Source organism: Citrobacter sp. R56, assembly GCF_016811995.1.
In the GTDB taxonomy this organism is placed as follows: domain Bacteria; phylum Pseudomonadota; class Gammaproteobacteria; order Enterobacterales; family Enterobacteriaceae; genus Citrobacter_D; species Citrobacter_D enshiensis.
The window spans coordinates 1,920,427-1,946,823 of record NZ_CP069159.1 but is presented as its reverse complement, the minus strand read 5'-3'; the positions used below and the strand labels follow the sequence as shown (position 1 = coordinate 1,946,823).

Here is a 26,397-nt window from a genome sequence, read left to right as displayed (position 1 = left end):
AGGAGTAAGTGAAAAACCAGGGGGAGTTCATACACGGCTACAATAGAAGCTTACAGGAAGTGATACCTTTTTGTTTCTGCCACCGCATTTCGTGTAGTGGCAGAAACACAAAGAGTCCGGCAACACGTGTCACCGATTTATAAAACAGCGTTTCCTACAAATCAAAAAAGAGGTTGAATAATTGCGAAGCGGTTTGCATTTTCACCTGCCAACCGCCTGAAATAGAGACAATTGACAATTAGCGGTAGTTAACAATCACCTGGTTACTCTGGACCTTAAGCGCCGGGATCAGGCGTCCTCCACCCGGCACTTCCCAGACGAAACGCAGCGGTTCGATAGCGGGCACATTGGTGAATCCGCGCGTGGTTCCGCTCTGCCCTTCTAACTCCACACAACGAGATTGCGAGCACAGGCGCACCAGCAGCCCCGCTGGCGTAGGGCCGTCCAGGGTATAACGCCAGGCCACCAGCGTCATTAAGCCGGAAACCGGTTGTCGCGAGGACAACAGCGATGAAGATGCGGACTCACCGCGATAATTCAGGGTAATACCGGTACTGCTGTCCTGCCACGCCCCTTCTCCGGCAGCCAGCGCCATCCACGGTAGCAGACACAGCACGCTGAGTAATTTACGCATTATTTGCCTCCGATGGTCGCGGTCATGCGAATGTTACGGTTATCCGAGAGTTCCAGGTTCGAAAGCACCACCAGTTGCGGCAAACTGCGACGTAAAAAACGTGACAGCAGCGGGCGCAATGCATGATTCACCAGCAGCACGGGCGGCGCGCCCAGCATCTCCTGGCGTGACAACGCCTCTTGCGTCTGCGCCAGCAAACGATCCGCCAGACCAGGCTCAAGTCCGCCGCCGCCCTGTAACGCCTGCAATAACAAACGTTCAAGCGGGGTATCAAGACCAATGACATGCACTTCGTCATTGCCCGGGAACCACTGCTGAGTAATGGCGCGCCCCAACGCCACACGCACCACGGCGGTGAGTTCCTGCGCATCGCTCTGTATCGGGGCATGTTCGGCCAGCGTCTCGAGGATGGTGCGCATGTCGCGAATCGGCACTTTCTCATCCAGCAGGTTTTGCAGCACTTTATGCAGCGTGGTGAGTGTGACCACGCCGGGCACCAGATCTTCTGTCAGTTTAGGCATCTCCTGCGAGACGCGATCCAACAGCTGTTGCGCTTCCTGGCGGCCAAACAACTCCGCCGCAAACCGACCGATCAGATGGTTAAGGTGCGTAGCTACAACAGTGCTCGCCTCCACAACCGTAAAGCCCTGAATCTGCGCCTGCTCTTTCAACGCGCTTTCAATCCAGATAGCCTCCAGGCCAAAAGCGGGATCCACCGTCGGTTCGCCTGGCAGCGTCCCCGCCGCCGTCCCCGGGTTAATCGCCAACCAGCGGCCAGGATAGGCATCGCCGCTGCCGATCTCCACCCCTTTCATCAGAATTCGGTAGCGGGCAGGCTGCAGATCCATATTGTCGCGGATATGCACCACCGGCGGCAGGAACCCCATCTCCTGGGCAAACTTTTTACGAATACTGCGAATACGGCCGAGCAGCTCCCCGTCCTGTTGAAAATCCACCATCGGGATCAGCCGGTAACCGACCTCCATGCCCAGAGAATCTTCGAGCTGCACATCATTCCAGGTCGCTTCCACCACCGAATTGTTTTCCGGCATCTTCACCGGCTGCGGTTCGGCAGGCGCGGCTTGCTCTCTGCCCCGCATCCACCAGGCAAGACCCAGTAACGCCGCAGTAAACATCAGGAAGACCAGGTTCGGCATCCCGGGCACCAGGCCCAGCAGTCCCAGCACCGCCGCACTGAGCAGCATGACGCGCGGGTTGCTGAACAACTGACCGACCATCTGTTCACCGACATCCTGGTCAGTACTGACGCGGGTCACAATGACGCCCGCCGCCGTTGAAATCACCAGCGCCGGGATCTGCGCGACCAGACCGTCGCCGATGGTCAGCAGGGTATAACTTTCCGCCGCGTGCCCCATGCTCATGCCGTGTTGCAGAACCCCCACCAGCAGTCCCCCCACCACGTTGATAACCATGATCAAAATACCGGCGATGGCATCCCCGCGAACGAACTTACTCGCACCATCCATCGAACCGTAAAAATCGGCTTCCTGCGTCACTTCCGTGCGCCGTTTTTTCGCTTCGTCTTCCCCGATCAACCCCGCATTTAAGTCGGCATCAATCGCCATCTGCTTGCCGGGCATCCCATCCAGCACAAAGCGCGCGCCAACTTCCGCGATACGCCCTGCCCCTTTGGTGATAACCATAAAGTTGATGATGACCAGAATCACGAACACCACGATACCAATGGCAAAGTTCCCGCCCACCAGGAAGTGACCGAAGGCTTCAACCACCTTGCCCGCCGCCGCCGCGCCAGTATGCCCTTCCATCAGAATGATACGTGTTGACGCCACGTTCAGCGCCAGGCGCAGCAGCGTGGTAAACAGCAATATGGTCGGGAAAGCGGCAAATTCCAGCGTACGCTGGGTGAACATCGCTACCAGCAGCACCATGATCGACAGCGCGATATTAAAGGTGAACAGCAGGTCGAGGATGAACGCGGGCAGCGGCAGCACCATCATCGACAAAATCAGCAGGATGAGGATCGGCCCGGCAAGGATTTGCCATTGGGTGGACTTCATAGAGTTGGGCAGGCGCAGCATCGCAACCAGATTAGCCATCGGTATTCTTCTCGTTCATAAAATCCAGTGCGTCAGGCACCGGTAGATTTTCAGGTTGTGGCGGACGCTGCCCACCGGCAAGGCGCCAGCGTTTAAGCTGCCAGACCCATGCCAGGACTTCCGCCACAGCGGCATACAGTTGTCCAGGAATTTGCTGACCAATTTCAGCATGACGATACAACGCACGCGCCAGCGGCGGCGCTTCCAGCGTTGGCACGCGATGTTCAGCGCCTATTTCGCGAATGCGCAGGGCCACAAGCCCCGCCCCTTTGGCAACCACTTTGGGCGCACTCATTTTGTTCTCGTCGTACTGCAGCGCCACCGAGTAGTGCGTTGGGTTGGTGACAATGACATCGGCTTTCGGCACATCGTCCATCATGCGGCGACGCGCAGCCGCACGCTGCATCTGGCGAATGCGCCCTTTAACATGCGGATCGCCTTCGCTTTGTTTGAACTCATCGCGAATATCCTGGCGCGACATACGTAACTTTTTCAGATGGCTGAAAATCTGGAAGAAAACGTCAAAACCCACCATCGGAATCACCCCCAGCACCACCAGCAGCGCGCAGAGCCCGACGAGATCCAGCGCGTTGCCCATCGCCGTCACCGGCGACTCAGCCATCAAACGCATCATCTCCGGCCAGTTGTGCCACAGGTAAAACCCCGTCACGCTGCCCACCAGGGTGGATTTGAGTATCGCTTTCAGCAGTTCTGCCCCGGTTTGCGCGGAGAACATGCGTTTGATGCCTGGCAAGGGATTCAGTTTTGAGAATTTGGGCTGCAGTGACTTGCCGCTAAAAACCAGTCCCCCCAGCATTACCGGGGAGATAAGCGCCACCAGCACCACGCCGGTGATCAGCGGCAACAGCGCCCACATTGCCTCTTTGATCAGCAGAATAATTTGCCCAAGTATCAAATTGGGGTCGTTCACCATGCTGTGATCGAAACGTAATCCCGCCGAAAGCATGTTTGATAACCGCCCCGCCAGCGACTCGCCGCCAATCCAGATAATGCAAACACCCACCAGCAAAATCAGCAGTGAGGTCAGCTCTTTGGATCGGGGAATTTGCCCTTCTTCCCGTGCTTTTTCGAGTCGGTGGGGTGTGGGGGCTTCTGTTTTGTCTTCGGTATCGCTTTCGTCTGCCACAGCACGCGCTCACGCCAGGTTGTCTCTGCGTTATGATGACAGAACGCGCCACTGCCAATGGCGCGAAAAGACCCCGTAAAGCGCTCTTTTTAGACCATTGATTTACGTTTAGGGCGAGGTTTTCAGCGTGGAGAACTGACATTATTACGGAACATTGCGCTATTAATTGCTAACGCTTATTTATTGAAAATAAATATATCTTCACTGGAATTTATAAAAATCAAAAACAGTTCCCCACAAAATTAATTAAACATGAATCCTATAATAACAACGCAAATACAAATAACAGAACACCTACAACAGCACTCATACACGGCCTAAAACACCTTTACTTTATTATCTGGAAAATAAATTCACAGGGATACATATAAATCAAGAATAAATAAAAATGACAAACATCAAAAAACCACGACCCCGCTCCATGAAAAAATAACAGTCACTTCCGAATAAGAAACTTCAGTGTATACTAGCGACACTCATTTAAATGGAACATCCCTGAACTATATTTTTATTTAATATACTTACCGGCTTTAATTGTTCTGGAGAATAATAGCGTGAAAAGGAATATTTTTGTTTGTTTGCTTTTGGCCCTGTCAACGTCAACCGCCATTGCCGCTCGGGGAAACGTTGCTGCGGAAGATAATGCCGGGAAAATCCACTTTACCGGGGAAATTATTGCGCCAAGCTGCGTGGTTGTAGGCGATGGTGGTACAACAGAGTATAAAGTGCCATTGGGGACTTACCCTACGTCGTTATTCAAAACGGTGGGAACGGAAACACCTCTCACACCGGTTCCCATTGAGCTTAAGGACTGTCCGGTGAAAAGCGATGGGCTTGCAGCGATTCAGCTCACCTTTTCTGGCACAACAGTCGCGGGGTCACCAGACAGACTGGCCGTTTCAGAAGCCGAAGGCGTGGCTATCGTCCTCAGCGAGTTAGACCATGATACCACTCTGATCAAGTTTGATAAGTCAAGCGGGCAAGTTTATATCCCATTGTCAACCAGCGCAACAGATACCATTTCCACCATGCTGAATGCCCGCTATAAGTCCATCTCATCAACGGTAACCGCGGGTGAAGCCAATGCCGATTTAACAATTAATATTCTATATGAGTAAATCCGGAGTCTTTTCCGGCGTGTTATTAGCGATGCCGTTAATAACACGTCAGGAACTATTTTATAACACATTTGTTTATTAAAGGTTTTTATATGCGCCTTCTTCCGCTCATCATTTGTCTCACCCCCTATGCATTTACCACTCTCAGCCACGCGGCAGGGATCCAGGTGGGGCGTACGCGTGTTATTTATGATGCAAGCAAAAAAGAAGTGGCGCTGGCGCTCACCAATACAGAAAAAGAGCTCCCCTGGCTTATTCAGTCATGGACGGATACCGGCGATGGAAAAACCCGGGGGCCGTTTATTGTGACCCCCCCGCTCTTTCGACTCGATCCGCAAAAAGAACAAAGCCTGCGTATTACCTGGTCCGGGCAGGCGCTCCCCACCGATCGTGAATCCCTGTTTTATATGAACGTTCGCACCATCCCGGCTATCGCGAAAGACAACAACCAAAATAATGTCTTACGCCTTATTTACAAAACCAGATTAAAACTGTTCTGGCGCCCGGTAGGACTGAAAAACGCCCCCATGGATACCTGTAAAAATCTGCGTTTTAGTCAGCGTGGGGGGCAGGTTTTCATTACCCATGACGGCGACTATTACAGCGTTTTCGATACCCTGCGAATAAATGGTAAGTCGATAACCCACGTTGACATGGTTGCCCCGAAAGCCAACGCAACATTCCCCCTCGCTAACGCCGTGAATGGCGCGAAGGTGAGCTGGCGCTGCATTACCGACTACGGCAATGCAAGCGCGGAGTTTACCGCCAGTTTAAACCAGAAATAGTGGTGCTCAATGGCTGCTAATGGATTGCGCCTGTCCCTCTTCCGCCCTTTGAAACGACTCAATCCTCTTCTGAGAGGTTTGAGCAGCTTGCTCCTCGTCGCGGTGAGCAACGTCAATGCGCGGGAATATTACTTCGCCCCTTCATCACTTGAGGGAGACGGGCTATCGCAGCAGGATATCGATCTCTCCTTGTTTTCAAAAGAAAACGGGCAATTACCCGGCACATATCACACCAAAGTGATCATGAATAAACAGTACATCGACGATAAATCGATTACCTATATTAATGATAAAACCGGGGCGTTGCAGCCGCAGTTAACCCCTAAGCAGTTACGGCAATGGGGGATTCGTGTCGAGGCTTACCCTGAACTGGCGCAGTTGCCTGCCAATGAGCCGCTGGGAAAGCCGCCTGGCGATTACATTCCTTTTGCTACTGTGACGTTTGATTTTAATGCCATGACGTTACGCATCAGTATGCCGCAAGCGGCTATTGACGAGCATCATGGAGATGAGATTGCAGCGTCATCCTGGAACGACGGCGTGCCGGTACTCTTTACCAACTATGCGTTTTCTGGCTCAGAGCGTAGCGGTGGGGATCAAACCCACGGTTCCAGCCAGTATCTTAACCTGCGCAGCGGCGCCAATCTCGGCGGCTGGCGGTTACGCAACTATTCAACCTGGAACCAGTCCGATCAGACGCAATCCTGGCAAACCATTAACACCTGGCTCCAGCATGATATCCGTTGTTTAAAAGCCCAGTTTATCGCTGGCGAAAACAGCACCCGTGGCGAGATCTTTGACAGCCTGCAATACCGCGGCATCAACGTGGCATCTGACGATCAAATGCTGCCCTATAACCAGCGGGGGTTTGCCCCGGTTATTCGCGGTATCGCCAGTTCTAATGCCGAAGTCTCGGTGCGACAAAATGGGTATGTCATCTATCAGGCCAACGTCGCACCCGGTCCTTTTGAAATTACCGATCTCTACTCCACCAGCAATAGCGGCGATCTTGACGTAACAATTAAAGAAGCCGATGGGACCGAGCATCATTTCACCCAGCCCTATTCAAGCGTCGCCATCATGCAGCGACCCGGCAATATCCGCTACGAAGTGACTCTCGCCCGCTATCGTGCAGACGAGAGTCAAGCCGCCAGAGAGCCCCTTTTCGCTCAGGCCAGTCTTATTTATGGTCTGAATAACTTCCTGACGTTTTTCGGCGGCGTAACCACGTCTTCGGACTACCAGGCGGTGAATGGCGGTACAGGGGTCATGTTGGGGGAGCTGGGCGCCATCTCAACCGATGTAACGCTGGCCCGCACGCAACTGGATAATCACGAACAGCACGACGGGCAGTCCTGGCGTCTGATGTATTCCAAACAGATTGAGGCAACAGGCACTAACTTCAGCCTGGCGAGTTACCGATACTCGACCGACGGTTATTACACGTTTGCCGATGCTAACGAAAAGCACGATGCGAACGATAGCGACTGGTCTTACAACTACAACAAACGCAGCCGACTCCAGCTCAACGTTAGCCAGACCGTACTCGACAGCAGTGTGTACATTTCCGGCTATCAACAGGATTACTGGCAAACCAGCCACAAAGAGCGAAGCATCACGTCGGGCATCAATCGGATGATTGGCGACGTCAGCGTCAACCTGGCTTATACCTATAGCAAAACCAGCGACGAACCCAGCGATCAGATGCTATCACTGGGTTTTAGCCTGCCGCTCTCCCGATGGCTACCTAAAAGTTGGGCCAGCTACAATCTCAGCACCAGTAAGCAAGGGGATACTTCGCAGAATGTGGGGCTTAGTGGCACATTGCTGGATGATGATCGGCTCAGTTATTCACTCCAGCAGAGCCGGACTAACCATGGCGGCGGCGACAGCAGTAGCGTCTATAGCAGCTATCGTTCGCAATATGCCAATCTTAACGCCGGATACGCCTCCGCCTCCAATAGCTCACAGCAGCTGAGCTATGGGATCAGCGGTGGGATAGTGGCTCACCCTACAGGCATCACGCTTGCTCAGCCCTTGGGCGATCAATTCGCCATTGTCAGTGCCAAAGGCGCTTCTGGCGTGCATTTTGCCAACCAGCGGGGCGTGCAAACCGATCTTTTTGGCAACGCGGTCATCCCTTCACTGACGCCTTACCAGGAAAACGTGATCCGTATTGATACCACCAGTTTGCCGTCTGATGTGGATACGGATGCCACCGCGATGACCGTGGTGCCATCCCGTAACGCCGCCGTCAGTACGCACTTTACGGCACATGTCGGCTACCGGGTTCTGGTGTCTCTCACCCGCCCTGATGGCCGGGCGATCCCCTTTGGCGCCGTCGCCAGCGTCGATGACCTCCCTCTCAGTGGCATTGTCGACGATCGCGGCGTGCTGTATCTCGCCGGGGTCGGCGAAACTCTCCCTCTGACAGTGAAGTGGGGAAACTCCGCACAACAGCGCTGCCATGCTGACATCACGCTTTCATCTTCTTCCGACACGGCCCCCGGCGGTATCCGCCAGGTCAGTGCGCTCTGCAAGCCGGAGACAACTCATGCAGAATAAACATTTCACCCGCCGACTCTACAGCGTCGGACTCGTTATGGTCCTATTGGCCTTACCTCTCGCGACTCGCGCCGCTACCGTCATACTAACCAACTGCTTCCCGCCGCCGGTGGATTACACCACCACCATCAATACGGAACTCACCGCTGAGAATAATAAGGATGGGCAAATTATCAGCAATCCGGAATACCATTTTGTCGCCGTAGGGCCCTCGGTCGTCGCCAATTGCGATTGCCCGAAGAATATGAGCACATCCCAAACCGCTTACGTCTATGAACTCACCGCCGCCGGCAGCCCGTTACCTGCAGGAACAAATGGATATGGCTCGCTGACCGATCATTTAGATATCGATGTCACCGCCTACGCCGATGCCATAAACTCACCCGATGGCACTAACATAACGCAAATCAACATTGATAGTTACCCCACCCCCTTCGCCAGCATGCAGAAGAAGACTGAACCGATAAAACCGTCAGAGTCAATCAGCGATGTTTGCAGTGACGCAACGCGCCCTCAGACTGGTGCAAGCAGCATTAAGCGGGAATTTAAGTGGAATGTTGTCGTGATCACGCTCTACGTTAAGCAAGCCATTTTAGGCGAAGAGATCATCCCACTGACCGTGATCGCGCAAAACTATTCCTGCCTCTCTACCGGAAACTATTGTGCCGTCACCGACACCCAACATGTTTCCGATTTTCACCTGATGGGAAAACTCAGCGCCCCGCTCAGCTGTACGATTAACGCCGGCAGCACCATCGAGGTTGAACTCGGCAATATTGTCACCTCACAGTTCGTTGTGCAGGGTAAGCCTCCGGCAAGCTATACGCTCAGAGACGTCAATATCTCTTACCATTGTGACGATCCGGCGGCCGCTAACACCGGGAAAATTCAGCTGACACTCAGTGCCGATCAGGGGGTCGTTTCAGGCAGCAACAGTCTGATTGCCAAAATGGAGGGCCGGGATGACATTGGGGTGCGGATGTTTGATCAAAACAACGATGACGTTGTGCTGGACGGGTCGCTGGACCTACCGGTGACGATGGATGGACAGGGCAACGGCAGCATCATCATGAAAGCCGCCCCGGTTGGCACCACCGAGAAAAAACCAGAACCGGGTAAATTTGAGGGTAACGTAACGGTGAAAATGGAGCTTCGCTAGCAGAAAAGCCGCCCGGTTTGCACTGGGCGGCGCGAGTTATCAGAAGCCAAGACTGTCCAGCAAATCATCCACCTGGTCCTGACTGGCAACAACGCCAGCCTTCGAGGTGTCGACCTGTGGGCCATTCAGCAGGCTTTCATTTTCGCGTTTCGGACGCGCGCCCTGCTCCGGAATGTTTTCCAGCAAGACCATCAGCAATTGACGCTCGATCTCCTGAATCACATCCATCATGCGCTTGATCACCTGACCGGTAAGATCCTGGAAATCCTGCGCCATCATGATGTCGAGCAACTGCGCATTGGTAAAACTGGTATGCCCCGGCACATCGCCAAGGTATTTCCGCGTGTCGGTGACCAGTTCACGGGCGTCAGAAAGTTCGATCGGGTTTTCAAACCACGCATCCCAACGCTGGGATAGCGCTTTCGCCCCTTTCTCCATTTCATCCTGGTGCGGCTGAGACGCTTCAACGCTGTTCAGCGCGCGTTCTGCCGCCTGCGCCGTCATCTGCACGACATAATCCAGACGATCGCGCGCGTCCGGAATCGCTTCCGCCGCTTCTGCAATCGCCTGATCCAGCCCCAGTTCCCGCAGGCTGTCGCGCAACATTCGGGTCAGGCTGCCGATGCGCGCGATGATATCCCCTGCCGAGTGATCATCCGCAGGTTTGATTGATGGTTGCATCATCGTCACACCCTCACATACCCAGTTTCTCAAAGATTTTGTTGAGTTTCTCTTCCAGCGTCGCGGCGGTGAACGGTTTCACCACGTAACCACTCGCCCCTGCCTGAGCCGCAGCAATGATGTTCTCTTTCTTGGCTTCCGCCGTCACCATCAATACCGGCAGCGAGGACATTCCGCCGTCTGCACGGATTGTTTTCAGCAGCTCAAGACCGTCCATATTGGGCATATTCCAGTCGGAAATGACAAACCCATACCCACCAGCCTGCAGTTTGTTCAACGCATCCACGCCATCCTCGGCCTCTTCGACGTTGTTAAAACCCAGCTCTTTTAGCAGGTTGCGCACAATGCGACGCATGGTGGAAAAGTCATCCACAACCAAAAACTTAAGCTCTTTATCCGCCATAAAAATTTGCTCCTGATTCAAATACGTATTGCCTGTCCGGCACTGATTTTCGCCAGCATCTGCTGGCTTACCTGGCTGAGATCGACCACTTCGCTCACGCCACCCATATTGATGGCCTCGCGCGGCATGCCGAACACCACACAACTTGCTTCATTTTGCGCAATGGTCCAGGCGCCAGCCTGGTGCATCGCTAACATCCCCGCCGCGCCATCGTTGCCCATCCCCGTTAGGATCACCCCCACGGCGTTGCGCCCCGCATGAATCGCCACCGAATGAAACAACACATCCACTGAAGGTCGATGCCGGTTAACCGGCGGACCGTCATGAATTTTGATTTGATAGTTTGCCCCGCTACGCGCCAGCTCCATGTGCTTGTCTCCCGGCGCGATATAGGCGTGTCCGGGTAACACTCGCTCGCCGTGTTCCGCCTCTTTCACGGCTATCTGACACAGTTTGTTCAGGCGCTCAGCAAAGGAACGGGTAAATCCGGGCGGCATATGCTGCGTGATAATCACCGCCGGGCTGGAGAGCGGCAGCGGTTGAAGCACATGACGTATCGCCTCAGTTCCCCCGGTTGAGGCGCCAATGGCGATCAATTTTTCCGAACTGAGTAGCGGCCCGGCTTTCAGGGTGACAGGCGCCGCCATCGGTTTATGGGCAGCCAGACGCGCGCGCGACGCCGTCCGCACTTTTTCCGCAATCATCGCGCTGTAGGCCAGCATGCCTTCACGAATGCCGAGCTGCGGTTTGGTCACAAAATCAATCGCCCCCAGCTCCAGCGCGCGCAGGGTCACTTCGGAGCCTTTTCCGGTCAGAGAAGAGACCATCACCACGGGCATTGGCCGCAGCCGCATCAACTTCTCAAGGAAATCGAGACCGTCCATCCGCGGCATTTCGACATCCAGCGTCAGGACATCGGGGTTATATTTCTTGATTAAATCCCGGGCCACCAACGGATCGGGCGCCGTCGCCACCATCTCCATGTCGCTATGGCTGTTTATAATCTCGGTCATGATTTGGCGCATAAGCGCGGAATCATCAACTGACAATACCCTGATTTTACTCATACTTTATCCTTACTTAGCGCATACACCGTTTGTCCGCGTAGGCAAAAATCGCGCACGAGGTGGCTAAAGTTTTCTGAGTGACCGGCAAACAGCAGTCCATCAGGCTTAAGGAGTGGAACAAAACGGCGCAAAATGTCCTGCTGCGTGGTTTTATCAAAATAGATCATCACGTTACGGCAAAATATGGCGTCAAACGGTTCCGGTACGTTGTACTGCTTATCCAGCAAATTAACGCTGGAAAACTCGACGTAATTGGCCAGTTCCTGACGCACGCGCACCAGCCCTTCATGGGGTCCAGTTCCCCGCATGAAGTAACGCTGCAACTGCTGTGGCGAGAGCGTTTTGAGTTCATCAAGGCGATAAATCCCGCTTCTCGCCTTTTCCAGCACTTCGGTGTCGATATCGCTGGCAAACACTTTCCAGCGTCCCGGCGCGGTGCCCAGCGTGTCCGCCAGCGTGATGGCGATACTGTAAGGCTCCTCGCCGGTGGAGGCCGCCGCGCTCCATACCCGGTATTCGCCGTTACGACGACGCGCATGCTCCGCCAACACGGGAAAATGATGAGCTTCACGAAAGAAAGCGGTCAGATTGGTGGTCAGTGCGTTAATAAACGCCTGCCACTCGGCGCTGTTTTGGTTGGCCTCCAGCGTGCTGAGATAACGACCAAAGTCGTCCAGTCCCAGCGTACGTAAGCGGCGGACCAGGCGGTTATAGACCATATCCCGCTTGTGGTCCGCCAGCACGATACCCGCGCGCTGGTAGATTAATTGACATATCCGACGAAAATGCGCGTCAGACAGCGCGAGGCGCTGTGTCATCTGTAACAATAATGACGTTTGCCCAGTGGGCAGAGATGATGTCATAGCGCCTTCTCAATCACATTCAGGATGCAACCGACACCGCTTTTCGCGGTGCCGGTGCTTAGGGTGGTACGATGTGCAATTCAGGTTTAAACGACCATCAGAATGTTTCCCAATGGGTGTCCGGTTCCGTTGTCAGCGGACGGGATTGTGCGGCGTGAGGCGTATTGCCTGAGCGATGCGCATCACGCGATTTTGTTGCAAGGGGGCGTGACGCCAGCCGGAATGCCGAGACGGCCATATTTAAACGACTGGCCTGCTCTTCGAGCGCTGCCGCAGCAGCCGCAGACTCCTGCACCAGCGAAGCGTTTTGCTGCGTGACGCGATCCATTTCAGACACCGCCAGCGCCACCTGATCAATACCGCGGCTCTGCTCGTCGGACGCGGAGGCGATTTCCCCCATGATGTCGGTGACGCGCGTGACGGCATTGACGATGTCGTTCATCGTCTCGCCCGCACTTTCCACCAGCACCGAGCCGGTATCGACCCGCGACACGGAGTCTTCAATCAGTGCTTTAATCTCTTTCGCCGCTTGCGCGCTGCGGCTGGCTAAATTGCGCACTTCACCGGCGACCACCGCGAACCCACGCCCCTGCTCTCCGGCACGAGCCGCTTCCACGGCGGCGTTCAGCGCCAGGATGTTGGTCTGAAAAGCAATACCGTCAATAACGCTGATGATGTCGGCGATTTTCTTGGAGCTGTCGGCAATCTCGTGCATCGTGTTCACCACGCCGTCGACCACTTTGCCGCCGTGCTGCGCCGTGTCAGAGGCGCTTTGCGCGAGCTGCGACGCCTGACGCGCGTTGTCGGCGTTCTGTTTCACCGTTGCGGTGAGCTGCTCCATGCTGGCGGCGGTCTCTTCCAGCGCCGACGCCTGTTGCTCGGTGCGCGAAGAGAGATCGGTGTTACCGGTGGCGATTTCGCTGGTGCCGGAATAAATGGCGTCAGAACCTTCGCGAACCTGGGTCACCGTGTCAATCAACGAACGCTGCATGTGATCAACGCTGCCTGCCAGCTCGCCAATTTCGTTACGCCCGGCGACGGTTAATGTCTTCGTCAAATCGCCGCTGGCAATTTCGCGAATGTGGGCAATCACTTTTGCGAGCGGATTCAGTAAGGTATGGCGTATGCCGTACCAGACGACGACAAGAATCAGCACCAGGACCACCGCCAGAATGGCAAGCTGCCATTGCGCAAAGTGATAATCCCGGGCGCTTTCGTCGAACGCCTGGCGGTACAGTTTCTCGCTGACGCTGGCATATTTACCCAGCGCCTCGCCCAATGCGTTTTGCATCCCCTGGGTGGGTTGGGCAAAGTACGCGTCCATGTTGCCCTGCTCCAGGAACTGGATCAGTTCAGCCAGCGCCGCATGGTATTGCAGGAATTTCTCATCCACGTTGCCACTGGCCTCCGCCATTTCAGGCAAAGGCGTAATGTTCTTGAACGTGTTGTAATGCGCCGCCGCCTGCGCCAGAACGTTTTTGGCATTCTTCAGCAGATCGCTTTTTGCGCTGCTTTGCTGGTTGCTGGCATCCATCATCATGCGCGCGGCAGAGCGACTCAGGTTAATACGTGTCTGCAGCATCAGGTCCCATGTCGAGGTAAGTTCACTCTGCTGCTGGCGTAAATCGTTAGAAATAACAAAACTTTGCTGATTCTGCTGCAATGAAGAAAACAACAGACCACCGGAAACAAGCTGTAGCAGTGCGAAAACCCCCAGCACCATCATCAGCATTGTGACAACGCGGATACGGTTAAACATAAGGCACCTTCCTGAAAACGAGTTATCTCCGTTATCGGCACCCCGGGGCAGAACTTTACATTTGCGAAAAGGAAAAAATGGGCTAGAACGCAATATCGACAACAACGGTGTCGGTATACGTCCCTGCGGGCGGCGTCGTTTGCGTATTCAAAATTTTGGCCGTGTAGTTGTAAGTTCGCAGTAGTCCGTCGGAACTCAGTGAGGACGAGGCGCTACTGGCCCAGCGTTCCGTCCCGCTGCTTCCCCATCGCTCAGTGGTGCTGCCTTTGTAAATCTCATAACTCAGGCGATTAGTGCCGCTTGCCATATTTCTGACATTCCCGCTCGCGTTGCTGCCATTATTGATACCGACGGTGTATGTACTGCCTTTAGTGCACGTGACTGAAACGGACTGGGCGATCGCGGGAAAGTTTTTCACCAGCGGCGCGCTGCCAAAATTGACGTTCGGCGCGGTAATAGTGATGCAGTCGTTGGTGACCGTCAGGGTCAATGGTAAGGTCGTCGCCACCGTATTGGTTTGATTGGTAATACACAATCCCAGCGCGCCAACCTGGCAAATATTGTAGTAAACGTTGAAATTGAAGATGAGCTGATACGGTCCCGCGCTGACGTTTTGCCCCGTTACCGTGCGAAAATAGAGCGGCAGAGTAAAGCGCTTTGAACCCAATAACGCCAGCAGCGTGCTCCCGCTCCAGGTGTAGCTACCGTTAATGGCGATTTCACTGTTATTGGCGCAATTGGATTGGCCGCACAGCCGAACCGGAATGGCATCCGCCAGGGTAGCGTTATCCACGCGCTTTAATGCCCCCCGATTGCTGACCGTGGCGGATGCTCCCGTGTAGGTCAGCGTGACCGTGTCGTTATTGAGCAATCCCAGTACCACATCGCATTGCACCAACAGATCGGCGCTGCTCGTTTGTTCAGTATTGTTCACGGTAAAAGAAGAGACGCTGCCTAACGCGCCGCTGGTCGTCGCAACCGAGCACGCCGCCCGAACGCCCGGTGCTATCACCAATAACGCTAACAGCCACAGCCCCCGAACGATCACCCTGGGCCGCTCCGGCAAATAAGCGGGCCATAGGTTTGCAGTTTATGCTGAGGATTCGCGGCCAGCGTAAGCGTTGCCTGACAATGTCTGCCGTCCGGCGTCGTCGCCTGCAAGATCGTGACGTTCTCTAAATTTTCCAGCCAGACGATGCCGTCGTACCCCACCACGGCAGATTTCTGTTGCGATCGCATGACCTGGCTTGCCACAGGCAACGGTTGAGCGTTCTCATCGTGCAGAATCACGCTGGCCACACGCTCCTGCTCCATGGGGAAATCCACCAGATAACCGCTTTGGCGCCGTAACGCCACCTTGCGTTCAGTTTCCTTCAGCTGGATATCCGCCGGTAAATTCAGCGTATTGATGCTGTAATTCGCCGGGTAATAGGCCGAAACGCTGCTGATCAGCAAATACCCCTTCTCATTGGTTTTCCCGATGGGCTGATTTTCATAATTGACCGGAACATCGGCATGCCCGTCAGTGCTGACCACCACAAAAGCATCGTTGATCTTGTTGGCGGCAAACAGTTGATTGTCCATCAGCACCAGGGAGCCCATTGCTTCGCCCCACCAGGTCATTTCATCACTCTCGCCGTAGGTTCCGCCCTGCAACTCTACGTTGTTATTCCGCCAGCCCAGCGTCGCCTGCTGGTAGTCACTGTCTTGCGATTGTCGCGCCCATGCCAGATTCCAGCTAAATCCTCCGTCGGTCGGCATCGAATGGGTGTAATTAATGCGTTGCGTTTGCCCCGCATCCGGCGTCTTCTCCATGCTGAAAGCGGCGCTGTCTCGTTCACCTAGCGGGATTTGTACCGACATCGCCAGTGTCCAGTCACCCTGTTGTCGGTCCCGACTGGCGGCAAGATACAGGCTGCTGCTCCCCCACAAATTGCGGCTCCAGGAGAGATTGAGCAATTCCGTTTTTTGCGCATCAAAGCTACGGATATCGATCCATGCCGCACCGACATTCCCGAACGTTCCCATATTGAAGGTAAGCGAGTATTGATCGCTGCGCTGACTCAACGACGCCAGCGGTTGATTATCATCATCCGCATCGTCAGACTGATCGTACAGCGCCAGATTGCCAAACCCCCGTTCACGCCGGGAGTGCTGTGTAGCGAGACTGAACGCCGCGGTACTGTACTGATACCCCCAGTTGATCTGATGACCGCTTTTATCCCGCATGCGGCTTTCCGTCCATGCGCCATTCACCACCCCAAAACGCCCCAGTTTGACCAGTGCTCCCGCTCCCGCCAGTGCCAGTTCTTCGGCCGCTTCCCCGTGTCCTTCCAGCGTCAGAAAATCGGTGGCGCCATATCGGTATGTCGCACTCCCCACTGCCGGACCGTAGTCAGCATTGTCGATACCGTAGTTACGCCGCAGGCTCCCCAAGGTCGCCGCCCCATCACTCATACCAGGTGCCAACAGTTCACTGGCAACATAAAACGGTAATGTCGTGCTCACCTGCCGACCCAACGCATCACGCGTGACCAGTACCGCATCGCCCGCGCCGTTAATGTAGGGCAGATTGGTGAGCGTAAACGGCCCCGGCTGGAGTTGCGTCGACCCTGCCCGATAACCATCAATGAACAGGTCAACGGATGTCGGAACAGCCGCTTCGCCGGAAAATTCCGGCAGAGGCCAGGTCACAAGATCGGGACGCAGAGAAAAATCGCGCCCCCAGTAAAGACCGCCCACTCGCACACTGTTGCTCCAGCTCAGGGCATCGCTGATCACATCCCCGATGCGCCACTGGGTGGCATCGTCTTCGTGAGTGGCCGTGAACACTGTGTCATAACGAACATAGCCCTCTTGCTGATCGTGGCTTCCCGCCAGATTCTGGCGCACATAGCCTGTCGAAGAGAACGATCCCGCATCATTAAAAAAGCGAAGTTCATGCCAGACCGAGGCCTGCCCACCGCCATGTTGAGAATCGCTTGCGTAAAAATCATAGTTAAGTAACGCACCACGCCCGTGATGCGGCGTACTCTGCGACGACTCACCGCCAAAATGCATGATCCGTTCAGGCACCCAGTCGCGAGGAACCGTCAATAACAGGCGCTGCCCGCTGCTATCGTATTCGGTTTGCACCTGCGCTAACCTTGACGTGTTGACATCCCCGTGCGGAAGTTTGTCAGGCGGGAGTCCGGCACGCTGTAAATCGGCGCTCGCAACATAAAAGTCCCCCTGTCGCCGGGTCACTGGCACCACCTGTTGTGTATCGTAGTGATTAACGATCAGCGCCAGATGGAAGACCGCGTCGGTATTCATCGCGCGGGCATCAGGCGGCGGTGGCAGTGAGTCATCCCCCGACTCCGCCCGGCAAAGGGAGGGACTGGCCAATAGCGCCGTCATCACCACACCACTCAGTTGGCGGGACCAGACTGCCATTGACCACCCTGCGTGTTGGCTGCCGAGGTTAACTCTGCAGGGTGAGAAACACCTGCGGGTAGCGGCCAGCGCCGATAACTGCCGGGCAGAACATAACCCAACAGACCTTCAGCCACGGTATACTTCGCCCCCCCTTGCTGCAGCGACACTTTGCTGAGACGGACATGCACATCGCTCTGATTATGCACTTCCAGTTGTGGTTTGCCCTGCTCCTGCACCACCCGCCAGTTGAGCTGCTGCACGTTTACACGCGCGTGATATTCCCCTTCAGGCGAGGTAGCGACGCCCTGCCCGTAAACAAAGAGCGGCAATGAATAACGCATCTGTACGTTGAGCCCTATCTGCGGCGCACTGACGCTCTCTGGCTGCGGGATTTCATCGACAATGATGCGGTAAGCCTGCTCAACCCCGGCGGGCACGGTGGCCTGCTTAATCAGACGGATGAGCTGTTTACTCCCTTTCTCAATACGCACAATGGGAGGGCTGGCGACCACATCCTGCTGTTGCTGATAACGTTCGAATCCCCCGTCCTGGTGCCAACGCACAATACGTACCTGCATCATCATCGGTGAATCGCCCTGATTCTGGATCCACAGTTCGGTGGCCTGACTGTCGGCGGCAAGCCAGGGATCGATGGGCCAAAGCAAAATAGTCCCTGCGCTGTGTGCCCCCGGTGCCAGCAGCATCGCCGTCAGGGCAAACAGTCGCCCCGGATTCAAACGCATCTTCATCACATCACTCCCTTACTACCACGACAGCGTCACGGTAAGTTGATCTGAATAGTTTCCCGCCGGGCTGAATCCGGTCAGAAATGCAACGCCAAATAACGGCAGTGCAATGTTATTGCTATCGCTGTAAGCCACCGACACCGGCTGATTAACGCCGATTTCACTGTTCGCCCCCAGAGAAGGAGAGCTGTAGAGACGATAGGCCACGCGCTGGGTGCCTCCCGAGCGCTGCATATTTCGCACTGAAGCAAAATTGCGTCCTCCATCAATGCTCATACTGAGCGACACTCCCGGCGTGCATGCCAGCGACAGCGCTGCATTCGGCACAAAGCGAGTATTCACCTGCCGCGTTTCTACCCCGCTGTAGGTACCAAAATCGAGTGCGCCCAGCACGCCTCCGCTGCCGGTGATGACGGAACAGCCCGGCGTTACGGTAGCGCTAAGCTGAAAAGACTGAGTGGTAACGGCCTGCGCCGCCCCCCACATGCTGGCCAACAGACCCAGAATCAGGCGTAACAGCCCCCCGCTCCCGATACAGGAGTGTGCGTATGAAAAGCCCATTTTTTGATTTATCAGTAAATTACGCTGACATTGATGGTGTCGGTATAGGTTCCAGGTACGACGGTGACGCTGTTGCCACCGCCCTGAATACGCCCGTACAGGGTGTAGTTATCGACACCTGCAGTGGTCGATGTTTTCGGGATAGGGGTGTTGTTGTCGATGACATTACTGAATCCACTGTCGCTGTACAGGCTGTAAGCGACGCCCTGCGTTGTGTTTGCCGCGTTGATGAGATAACGAGCGGGCGTACCCGGCGTCCCCACCACATTTCCCGGTGCGGAGGAGTTCGTGTTGCCGGTGATTTGTACCGTGTAATCCGTCGTGGTGCACTGAATGCCAAAGCTGTTGCCCCCTCCCGCCCCCGTCAACTGGGTCGTCAATTCTGAAAACGTCGCCGGATGCGCGCCAAAATCGAGCGTACCGAAATTGATCCCGTTCTGGCTGGGTGATCCGTTGATCAAGCAGCCGTTAGTCAGCGTTAGCGTCGCGCCTATCGTCCCGTTGCTCGAGAGCGCGAGGACGGAAGGTACAGGCAACAAAAACACGCTAACGGTGCCCAGGATCAGATACATATTGTTCATCACTTCACCTCCAGAAATCGCTATCCTCGACGTTTTTCCCAGCAGACCGGGATGGCAGGAACAGAAGACGCGGAAAAGATCTAACGAACTGATAAACTGAAATTTAGTTTATGTATGAGAAATCAACCACCAGCGCAGCGCATGGTCATGCTTATGACCTATTGACATAAAAACATCATAATTATCAAAAAATTAACATTTAGTCGCATCATGAAAAATGATGTATCAGAAGGATATATTCATTCTTATGCGATCAAGATCACATAATCACGCCCAACAGAACGCAACAAAATGGATAAAGACTAAAAAATAGTTGTATCCCACCTCGCTTTACTCCAATTTAGGTAATGAATATTTCAGTGCCTCTAAATAAATAAAAGACATGCGTCACTGAAAATAAAATGTTAAATCAAGCTGGGAGCTTTTTAGTGGCAAACGCAAACAAACTCACGTTATTTATCGTGATCTTCATGCTGGCTGGCATTCTGTCGGGGGCGGCAATTCATTCATACACCAGTCAGGACACCATTGCCGCATGGTCTGACAACATTACTCTCCTCACCGATATCTTCCTTAGACTTATCAAGATGGTGATTGCGCCGCTGGTGTTCAGCACGTTGACCGTAGGAATTATGCGTTTGGGTGAAACCGCCACCATTGGCCGAGTGGGAGGGAAAGCGATGATCTGGTTTATCAGCTCTTCCGTCCTGTCCATTCTGGTGGGGCTTTTTATCGTGATGATTGAGCAACCGGGCGGCGGGTTAAATCTGGCGATCCCTGCGGAATCGGTGGATACCGGTCTCGCGGTAGGTGGCATGAGCTTAAAAGGCTTTTTGTCTCATACCATTCCAACCAGTATTGCAGGGGCGATGGCGGATAATGAAATTTTGCAAATCGTCGTGTTCTCGCTGTTTTTCGGTATTGGTGGCGCGTCGCTGGGTGAAAAATTCAATGCCCCGCTGGTTGCCGCGCTGGACGTGATTTCACACATTATGCTGAAGGTCACGGGCTACGTCATGTACGTCGCACCGCTGGCGATTTTTGCCGCCATTTCATCAGTTATCGCCAATGAGGGGCTGGGCATTTTACTTCACTACGCCTCCTTTATTGGCGGCTATTACGCCGCTATCCTGATGACCTGCATGGTGTTGTTAGCGGTGGGATACCTTGTGCTGAAAAAAGAGGTGTTTCGCCTGCTCAGCATGCTGAAGGATCCTGTGCTGGTGGCGTTCACGACCAGTAGTTCGGAAGCGGCCTACCCCAAGACCCTCGAACAACTGACCAAATTCGGCTGTTCGCGCAACATTGTGTCGTTTGTTCTGCCGATCGGTTACTCCTTCAACCTGGTCGGCTCGATGGTGTACTGCTCATTTGCCTCGATGTTTATCGCGCAGGCCTACAATATTCATCTCTCTTTTGCCGAAATTACCGTGTTGATGCTGACGCTGATGCTGGCGTCGAAAGGGATCGCGGGCGTACCGCGTTCCGCGCTGGTGGTCCTGGCGGCCACGATCCCGAGCTTTAATATTCCTGTCGCCGGGATCCTGCTGCTGATGGGTATCGACCACTTCCTCGATATGGGGCGTTCCGCCATTAACGTATTAGGAAACGGGATCGCCACGGCCATGCTGGCGCAGGACGAAGGGTTACTGGAAGAAGAAGATGTCCGCGAAAGCGGGACAGAGCAGGTAGAAGCCTGATAGTCATACGCTCTGAGGAGTCATGCTTTTTTTTGGGAAATTTTTGACTCCGGAACAAGGTTCCGTTCACCTTATGTTCTTCGCTTCTCTGGTATTTCATGCCCCGTGAACGGGTTAAGGGTGCTATCGCCGCACCCTTAACAATCCCGGCCCGGCAGGAAAATTGCCGCTTCGCGGTACCCTCCGTTTATTCCTCCAGGCTACCGGGTCGGGCGCGAAGGTAACATCCCTGTAAAACGCGCCCTGAACCCGCATCCCCTGCGGGTTCCCCCGACCTTACGAAACACGTCGGCAATTTTCGGCCGGACTCTCCCTACACCCTGACACCTAAGTTTTTGGTTAAACAGCCAAACGGAAATCACTGAAAGTCAGAATGCGGAAGCGACACCACGGTCCGGCTGAAAATCGATGAGACGTTGACGGCTGACCGGGTCCGCCCGCAGGGACGCGGGCGGAGGGACGGCCTGCGGGGATGCAGGCTCGACCCCGACACCCGAAGAGCAGACGGAATAAGGCGAATATATCTGAAAGCGACGATTTTCCCGCCGGGGCACCAGGGTGCAAGGGAGGCGGCGGTGAGCCTCCCTTGCACGTTCACAGGTAGGGTGGTTTCAGAGAGGCAGTGGACATAAGGTGAACGTCACCCTTCACCAAAGTGACAGGTTCTCGATAATTCCTGAACTGAGCAGCATTACGCCACGTGAGACGCCGCGATATCCAACAGCGCCATCTCCTCGCTATTCAGCAATTTCTCGATATTCACCAGAATCAGCATACGGTCGTCCAGCGCCCCCAGCCCCGTCAGATATTCCGTCGACAAGGTCACGGCAAACTCCGGAGCCGGGCGAATTTGATCCGCCGTCAGCGACAACACATCAGACACGCCATCAACCACGATACCGACGACGCGTTGCCCCAGATTCAGGACAATCACCACCGTATTGTCGTTATATTCGACGTCGCCCTGACTAAATTTCACACGCAGATCAACAATCGGCACAATAACACCGCGCAGATTGGTCACCCCTTTGATGAACGATGGCGTGTTAGCGATGCGTGTCACCTGATCGTAGCCGCGAATTTCCTGCACTTTCAGAATGTCGATGCCGTACTCTTCGTCTCCCAGCGTAAAGACCAGGAACTCCTGGCCTGACGGCTCGCCGGCCAGTTTGGTTACGTTACTCATACCGGTCATATCTCTTTCCTTTCTCACTCAATCAGGCGGCGGTGATCGCCATACGTTGTTCGCGGTTTAAACCCTGTAGCGCAGACACATCCACAATCAGTGCAACGCTGCCGTCGCCCAGAATGGTTGCGGCCGAAATGCCCGGCACTTTGCGGTAGTTGCTCTCCAGGTTTTTAACCACCACCTGGTGCTGACCAATAAGCTGATCGACCAGCAGCGCATAACGTCGTCCGGCGCTTTGCAGGATAACCACAATGCCCTGGGTCGCTTCTGTTTTCGCGCCAACCACATCGAACAGTTTCCACAGTTCCACCAGCGGCAAATATTCCCCGCGCACTTCCAGCACGCGTTCGCCGCCCGCCAGTGGATGCAAGTCTTCTTCACGCGGCTGGAGCGACTCCATCACCGCATTCAGGGGTAAAATGAAGACTTCATTTGCCACACGAACCGACATGCCGTCGAGGATGGCCAGCGTCAGCGGGAGCAAAATGCGAATCGTGGTGCCGGAACCCTGTTTTGACTGGATCTCAACGTGGCCGCCCATCTCCTGGATGTTACGTTTCACTACGTCCATGCCGACACCCCGGCCAGACACGTCCGTCACCTGTTCCGCCGTCGAGAAACCCGGGGCAAAAATCAACATGCCGACTTCGTCATCGGTCATGTTTTCGTGGATCGCCATCCCTTGCGACATCGCTTTTGCGAGGATGCGTTCACGGTTAAGCCCCGCCCCATCGTCGGTCACTTCAATGCAGATATTCCCGCCCTGATGTTCCGCAGAAAGGATCAGATTCCCAACCGCACTTTTGCCGGATTCGGCGCGTTTTTCCGGTAACTCAATACCGTGGTCGAGACTGTTGCGCACCAGGTGCGTCAGGGGATCGATAATCCGTTCAATCAGGCTCTTGTCCAGTTCCGTCGAGCTACCGATCAGCGTCAGCTCAACCTGCTTGCCCAGCTTGCCTGCCAGATCGCGCACCAGGCGCGGGAAACGGCTGAAAACATACTCCATCGGCATCATACGAATCGACATGACCGACTCTTGCAGGTCGCGGGCGTTACGTTGTAACTGACCCATGCTAGTGATGAGATCGCCGTGATTGACCGGGTCAAGCTCGTTGGAGCGTTGCGCCAACATCGACTGGGTAATCACCAGTTCGCCCACCAGGTTGATCAGTTGATCCACCTTCTCAACCGCCACGCGAATGCTGGTCGATTCACTGGCACGGGCCGGTTTTTCACGTTCCGCACGTGCGGGCTGTGGCTCGCGGGTCGCGCTCTTCACCGCAGAAACGACCGCCGGAGTCTGTGCTGGCGACACCTCGGCCACCGGTGACGCCTCATGGCTGGCAGGCGTGACAGGCACCTGCTCAAACGCAATCTGGTCAGCTTCAATCACAAAGCAGAGCACCGCGATAATGTCATCTTCCGCAATGCCGCCATCCAGCGTCGCACTGAGGCTATCGGCCTCTTTGACGACATCCGTTAAGGTGGCCAGATTGCTCAGCTCTGCTTCCAGTAAATCGACTTCATTGGCTTTCAGACGAGACAGCACAATGCGCAATTGCGTCTCTTCGCTATTCTGCAGCGTCGCCGTCTCTTCCTGAATCGCCATACTGTCGACAACACTCAGTTTGGCGGCGCTCACCACGGCAGGCGCTGTTTCGCCTTTGGCTTCCAGCGCTAACTGACGTAACGCATTGCAGATGTATTCGAAGCTTGCGGTATCCGGCTGTTCAGAGCTTTTATAGGCGTCGAGCTGTTCCTGCATAATATCTTTCGTTTCCAAAAACAGGTTGATAATGTCGGTATTGAGCTGCATCTCACCGCGCCGGGCTTCATCCAGCAGGTTTTCCATTAAGTGGGTGGTTTCCTGCAAAACGGTAAAACCAAACGTGCCTGCGCCCCCTTTTATCGAATGCGCGGCACGAAAGATCGCATTCAGTTGCTCTGAATCCGGCGCCTCAGGCACCAAATCGAGCAGGTGCTGTTCCATGTCAGCCAACAACTCGTCAGCTTCATCAAAAAATGTCTGATAAAAATCGCTAATATCCATGCTCACGCTATCACCTCGGATTGGCTGGTGGCGATGTGGGAACGCTTGCCGACGGCACGGCCGCTGGCTGTTGTAAGACACTTACCGGCTCATTCTGGCTTTCAGCGTTTTCATGCAAAATGGCCTGCTCTGCCTGTCTATTGAGCACCAACAGGCTGATACGGCGGTTGATGGCGTCACCGGGACCGCGATCGCTCAGGCGCATTGTGGCCGCCATGCCGACCACCCGTAACACTTTCCCGTCATCCAGGCCGCCGCTAACCAACTCCCGGCGCGACGCATTGGCGCGGTCAGCAGACAGTTCCCAGTTGCTGTAGCCTTTTTCACCGTTGGCATAAGGGAAGTCATCGGTGTGACCGGAGAGGCTGACGCGATTTGGAATGCCGTTAAGCACTGGCGCGATGGCGCGCAGAATATCGCGCATATACGGCTCAACGTCGGCACTACCGGTTTTAAACATTGGGCGATTCTGGCTGTCGATAATCTGAATGCGCAGCCCTTCCTGAACCAGATCAATCTTCAAATGCGGGCGTAACGCGCGCAGTTTAGGGTCCGATTCAATCAACTGATCGAGATCGCCGCGCAACTTACTCAGACGGCTTTGCTCCATGCGTTTTTTCAGCTCATCAATGTTCGGCTGCTTGTTAACTTCCCCCTGGTGCTGGGTGTAGTCATCGCCGCCGCCAGGAATGGCACTTTGACTGTTCGAGATTCGGTTACCGCCGGTTACTGCCGTTGCCAGCGGGGTGCGAAAATACTCCGCAATCTGGATCAACTCTTTCGGACTGGAGATGGAAATCAGCCACATGACCAGAAAAAACGCCATCATTGCGGTCATAAAGTCGGCATAGGCGATTTTCCACGAGCCATGCGCCCCACCGCCGTGTCCTTTATGTTTTCGTCGTTTTACGACGATGATGGGATGGGCCTGATTTTTCATGCTTCCTCGGTCGTCGTCTGCTGCGGGTTCGGGTTTCTTACCGCGCGCACATGCTCTTCCAGCTCAATAAATGACGGACGTTCACTGGAATAGAGCGTTTTTCGGCCAAATTCGACGGCGATCGGCGGCGCATAGCCGTTCAGGTTCGAGAGCAGAGTGACCTTCACGCACTGCATCATTTTGCTGGTTTCCGCACTCTTCTGGCGCAGGACGCTGGCCAGCGGTGAAATAAACCCATAAGCCAATAAGATCCCGAGGAATGTTCCCACCATCGCATGCGCAATCAGTGCGCCGAGTTCAGCAGCCGGACGGTCAGCGGAAGCCAGTGCATGCACCACCCCCATCACCGCCGCCACGATGCCAAACGCCGGTAATGAATCGCCGACTAACGCCAGACTGTTGGCCGGGACTTCTGACTCGCTTTCGTGAGTCTCAATTTCTTCATCCATCAACGCTTCAATTTCGAAGGTATTCATGTTGCCGCTGATAATCAGACGCAAATAATCGACAATAAAATCAAGCATTACCGCGTCGGCGAGAATGCGCGGATAGCTGGCAAAAATTTCACTTTCTCCTGGATTTTCAATATCACGTTCCAGCGAGAACATCCCCTGCTGGCGCGACTTGGCCATCAGGCGATAGAGCAGCGCCAGCAAATCCATATACATTGCTTTCGTGTATTTCGAACGTCGAAACAGTAACGGGATCGCTTTCATCGTCCCTTTGATGGCTTTGCCGTTATTACCGACAATAAACGCCCCTATACCCGCGCCACCGATGATGACCAGTTCAGCTGGTTGATAGAGTGCCCCAAGGTGTCCGCCGGTCATCACATAACCGCCGAAAACTGTACCGATAACCACCAGGTATCCTAATAAGATAAGCACGACATCATCCTTCCGCTGTTGACTATGGCAGGATGCGCAGTCGGGGCATTAACGCGTACGCGAG

At 54.6% G+C, this 26,397-nt stretch carries 22 protein-coding genes; 5 read left to right on the top strand and 17 right to left on the bottom strand.

Annotation, left to right across the window (positions count from 1 at the left end; translation table 11 throughout):
- Positions 1-238: 238 nt before the first annotated feature.
- From flhe to flhB, 3 genes are read right to left on the bottom strand one after another with little or no spacing between them, the layout of a single operon-like run.
- On the bottom strand, positions 239-634 hold the full coding sequence (gene flhe / locus JM656_RS09305) for a flagellar protein FlhE (protein ID WP_203360909.1): 396 nt from the start codon (positions 632-634) through the stop codon (positions 239-241).
- Complete coding sequence (gene flhA, locus JM656_RS09300) at positions 634-2,712, bottom strand: flagellar biosynthesis protein FlhA (protein WP_203360908.1); 2,079 nt, start codon at positions 2,710-2,712, stop codon at positions 634-636. The genes flhe and flhA overlap by 1 nt, the downstream gene beginning before the upstream one ends.
- The gene (gene flhB / locus JM656_RS09295; RefSeq protein WP_203360907.1) at positions 2,705-3,859 is read right to left on the bottom strand and encodes a flagellar biosynthesis protein FlhB; all 1,155 of its coding nucleotides are present in this window, start codon (positions 3,857-3,859) and stop codon (positions 2,705-2,707) included. The genes flhA and flhB overlap by 8 nt, the downstream gene beginning before the upstream one ends.
- Before the next feature lie 554 nt (positions 3,860-4,413).
- Between flhB and JM656_RS09290 the strand changes: the two genes are divergently transcribed.
- The 4 genes from JM656_RS09290 to JM656_RS09275 all read left to right on the top strand — a co-directional run bounded on the left by JM656_RS09290 (position 4,414) and on the right by JM656_RS09275 (position 9,486).
- Positions 4,414-4,977, top strand: coding sequence for a fimbrial protein (locus tag JM656_RS09290; RefSeq protein WP_203360906.1), 564 nt, complete (start codon positions 4,414-4,416; stop codon positions 4,975-4,977).
- 92 nt (positions 4,978-5,069) lie between these two features.
- The gene (locus JM656_RS09285; protein WP_203360905.1) at positions 5,070-5,762 is read left to right on the top strand and encodes a molecular chaperone; all 693 of its coding nucleotides are present in this window, start codon (positions 5,070-5,072) and stop codon (positions 5,760-5,762) included.
- 9 nt (positions 5,763-5,771) lie between these two features.
- Complete coding sequence (locus JM656_RS09280; protein ID WP_203360904.1) at positions 5,772-8,327, top strand: fimbria/pilus outer membrane usher protein; 2,556 nt, start codon at positions 5,772-5,774, stop codon at positions 8,325-8,327.
- Positions 8,317-9,486: a fimbrial protein gene (locus JM656_RS09275; RefSeq protein ID WP_203360903.1), complete on the top strand. Its 1,170-nt coding sequence runs from the start codon at positions 8,317-8,319 to the stop codon at positions 9,484-9,486. The genes JM656_RS09280 and JM656_RS09275 overlap by 11 nt, the downstream gene beginning before the upstream one ends.
- A gap of 39 nt (positions 9,487-9,525) precedes the next feature.
- On the opposite strand, the gene cheZ is transcribed toward JM656_RS09275, so the two are convergent.
- The 10 genes from cheZ to JM656_RS09225 form a co-directional block, all read right to left on the bottom strand.
- Positions 9,526-10,170 carry a protein phosphatase CheZ gene (gene cheZ, locus JM656_RS09270; RefSeq protein ID WP_203360902.1) on the bottom strand — a complete coding sequence of 215 codons (645 nt, stop codon included), beginning with the start codon at positions 10,168-10,170 and terminating at the stop codon, positions 9,526-9,528.
- A 10-nt stretch (positions 10,171-10,180) separates the two neighbouring features.
- Positions 10,181-10,570 (bottom strand): chemotaxis response regulator CheY, encoded by a 390-nt coding sequence (gene cheY, locus JM656_RS09265; protein ID WP_203360901.1) that lies wholly within the window; start codon positions 10,568-10,570, stop codon positions 10,181-10,183.
- A gap of 17 nt (positions 10,571-10,587) precedes the next feature.
- A complete protein-coding gene (locus JM656_RS09260) occupies positions 10,588-11,637 on the bottom strand; it encodes a chemotaxis response regulator protein-glutamate methylesterase (RefSeq protein WP_203360900.1) in 1,050 nt (349 codons plus the stop codon).
- Positions 11,634-12,500, bottom strand: coding sequence for a protein-glutamate O-methyltransferase CheR (gene cheR / locus JM656_RS09255; protein ID WP_203360899.1), 867 nt, complete (start codon positions 12,498-12,500; stop codon positions 11,634-11,636). Before cheR ends, JM656_RS09260 begins: the two co-directional genes overlap by 4 nt.
- A 97-nt stretch (positions 12,501-12,597) precedes the next feature.
- Positions 12,598-14,259 (bottom strand): methyl-accepting chemotaxis protein II, encoded by a 1,662-nt coding sequence (tar, locus tag JM656_RS09250; protein WP_203360898.1) that lies wholly within the window; start codon positions 14,257-14,259, stop codon positions 12,598-12,600.
- A gap of 82 nt (positions 14,260-14,341) precedes the next feature.
- Positions 14,342-15,307: a spore coat U domain-containing protein gene (locus tag JM656_RS09245; protein ID WP_203360897.1), complete on the bottom strand. Its 966-nt coding sequence runs from the start codon at positions 15,305-15,307 to the stop codon at positions 14,342-14,344.
- Complete coding sequence (locus JM656_RS09240; protein ID WP_203360896.1) at positions 15,304-17,694, bottom strand: fimbria/pilus outer membrane usher protein; 2,391 nt, start codon at positions 17,692-17,694, stop codon at positions 15,304-15,306. Before JM656_RS09240 ends, JM656_RS09245 begins: the two co-directional genes overlap by 4 nt.
- Complete coding sequence (locus JM656_RS09235; RefSeq protein ID WP_203360895.1) at positions 17,670-18,425, bottom strand: molecular chaperone; 756 nt, start codon at positions 18,423-18,425, stop codon at positions 17,670-17,672. The genes JM656_RS09240 and JM656_RS09235 overlap by 25 nt, the downstream gene beginning before the upstream one ends.
- Positions 18,426-18,440: 15 nt before the next feature.
- The gene (locus tag JM656_RS09230; protein ID WP_238929240.1) at positions 18,441-18,908 is read right to left on the bottom strand and encodes a spore coat U domain-containing protein; all 468 of its coding nucleotides are present in this window, start codon (positions 18,906-18,908) and stop codon (positions 18,441-18,443) included.
- An 86-nt stretch (positions 18,909-18,994) separates the two neighbouring features.
- The gene (locus JM656_RS09225; protein ID WP_238929238.1) at positions 18,995-19,555 is read right to left on the bottom strand and encodes a spore coat protein U domain-containing protein; all 561 of its coding nucleotides are present in this window, start codon (positions 19,553-19,555) and stop codon (positions 18,995-18,997) included.
- Positions 19,556-19,992: 437 nt separating this feature from the next.
- Between JM656_RS09225 and JM656_RS09220 the strand changes: the two genes are divergently transcribed.
- Positions 19,993-21,264 (top strand): dicarboxylate/amino acid:cation symporter, encoded by a 1,272-nt coding sequence (locus JM656_RS09220; RefSeq protein WP_203361260.1) that lies wholly within the window; start codon positions 19,993-19,995, stop codon positions 21,262-21,264.
- Positions 21,265-21,955: 691 nt separating this feature from the next.
- Here JM656_RS09220 and cheW read toward each other — a convergent pair.
- The 4 genes from cheW to motA are packed head-to-tail and all read right to left on the bottom strand — an operon-like array spanning position 21,956 to position 26,333.
- On the bottom strand, positions 21,956-22,459 hold the full coding sequence (gene cheW / locus JM656_RS09215; protein WP_203360892.1) for a chemotaxis protein CheW: 504 nt from the start codon (positions 22,457-22,459) through the stop codon (positions 21,956-21,958).
- A gap of 22 nt (positions 22,460-22,481) precedes the next feature.
- Positions 22,482-24,512 carry a chemotaxis protein CheA gene (gene cheA, locus JM656_RS09210; RefSeq protein ID WP_203360891.1) on the bottom strand — a complete coding sequence of 677 codons (2,031 nt, stop codon included), beginning with the start codon at positions 24,510-24,512 and terminating at the stop codon, positions 22,482-22,484.
- 4 nt (positions 24,513-24,516) lie between these two features.
- Complete coding sequence (motB, locus tag JM656_RS09205; protein WP_203360890.1) at positions 24,517-25,446, bottom strand: flagellar motor protein MotB; 930 nt, start codon at positions 25,444-25,446, stop codon at positions 24,517-24,519.
- Complete coding sequence (motA, locus tag JM656_RS09200) at positions 25,443-26,333, bottom strand: flagellar motor stator protein MotA (protein ID WP_203360889.1); 891 nt, start codon at positions 26,331-26,333, stop codon at positions 25,443-25,445. The genes motB and motA overlap by 4 nt, the downstream gene beginning before the upstream one ends.
- Positions 26,334-26,397: the final 64 nt, after the last annotated feature.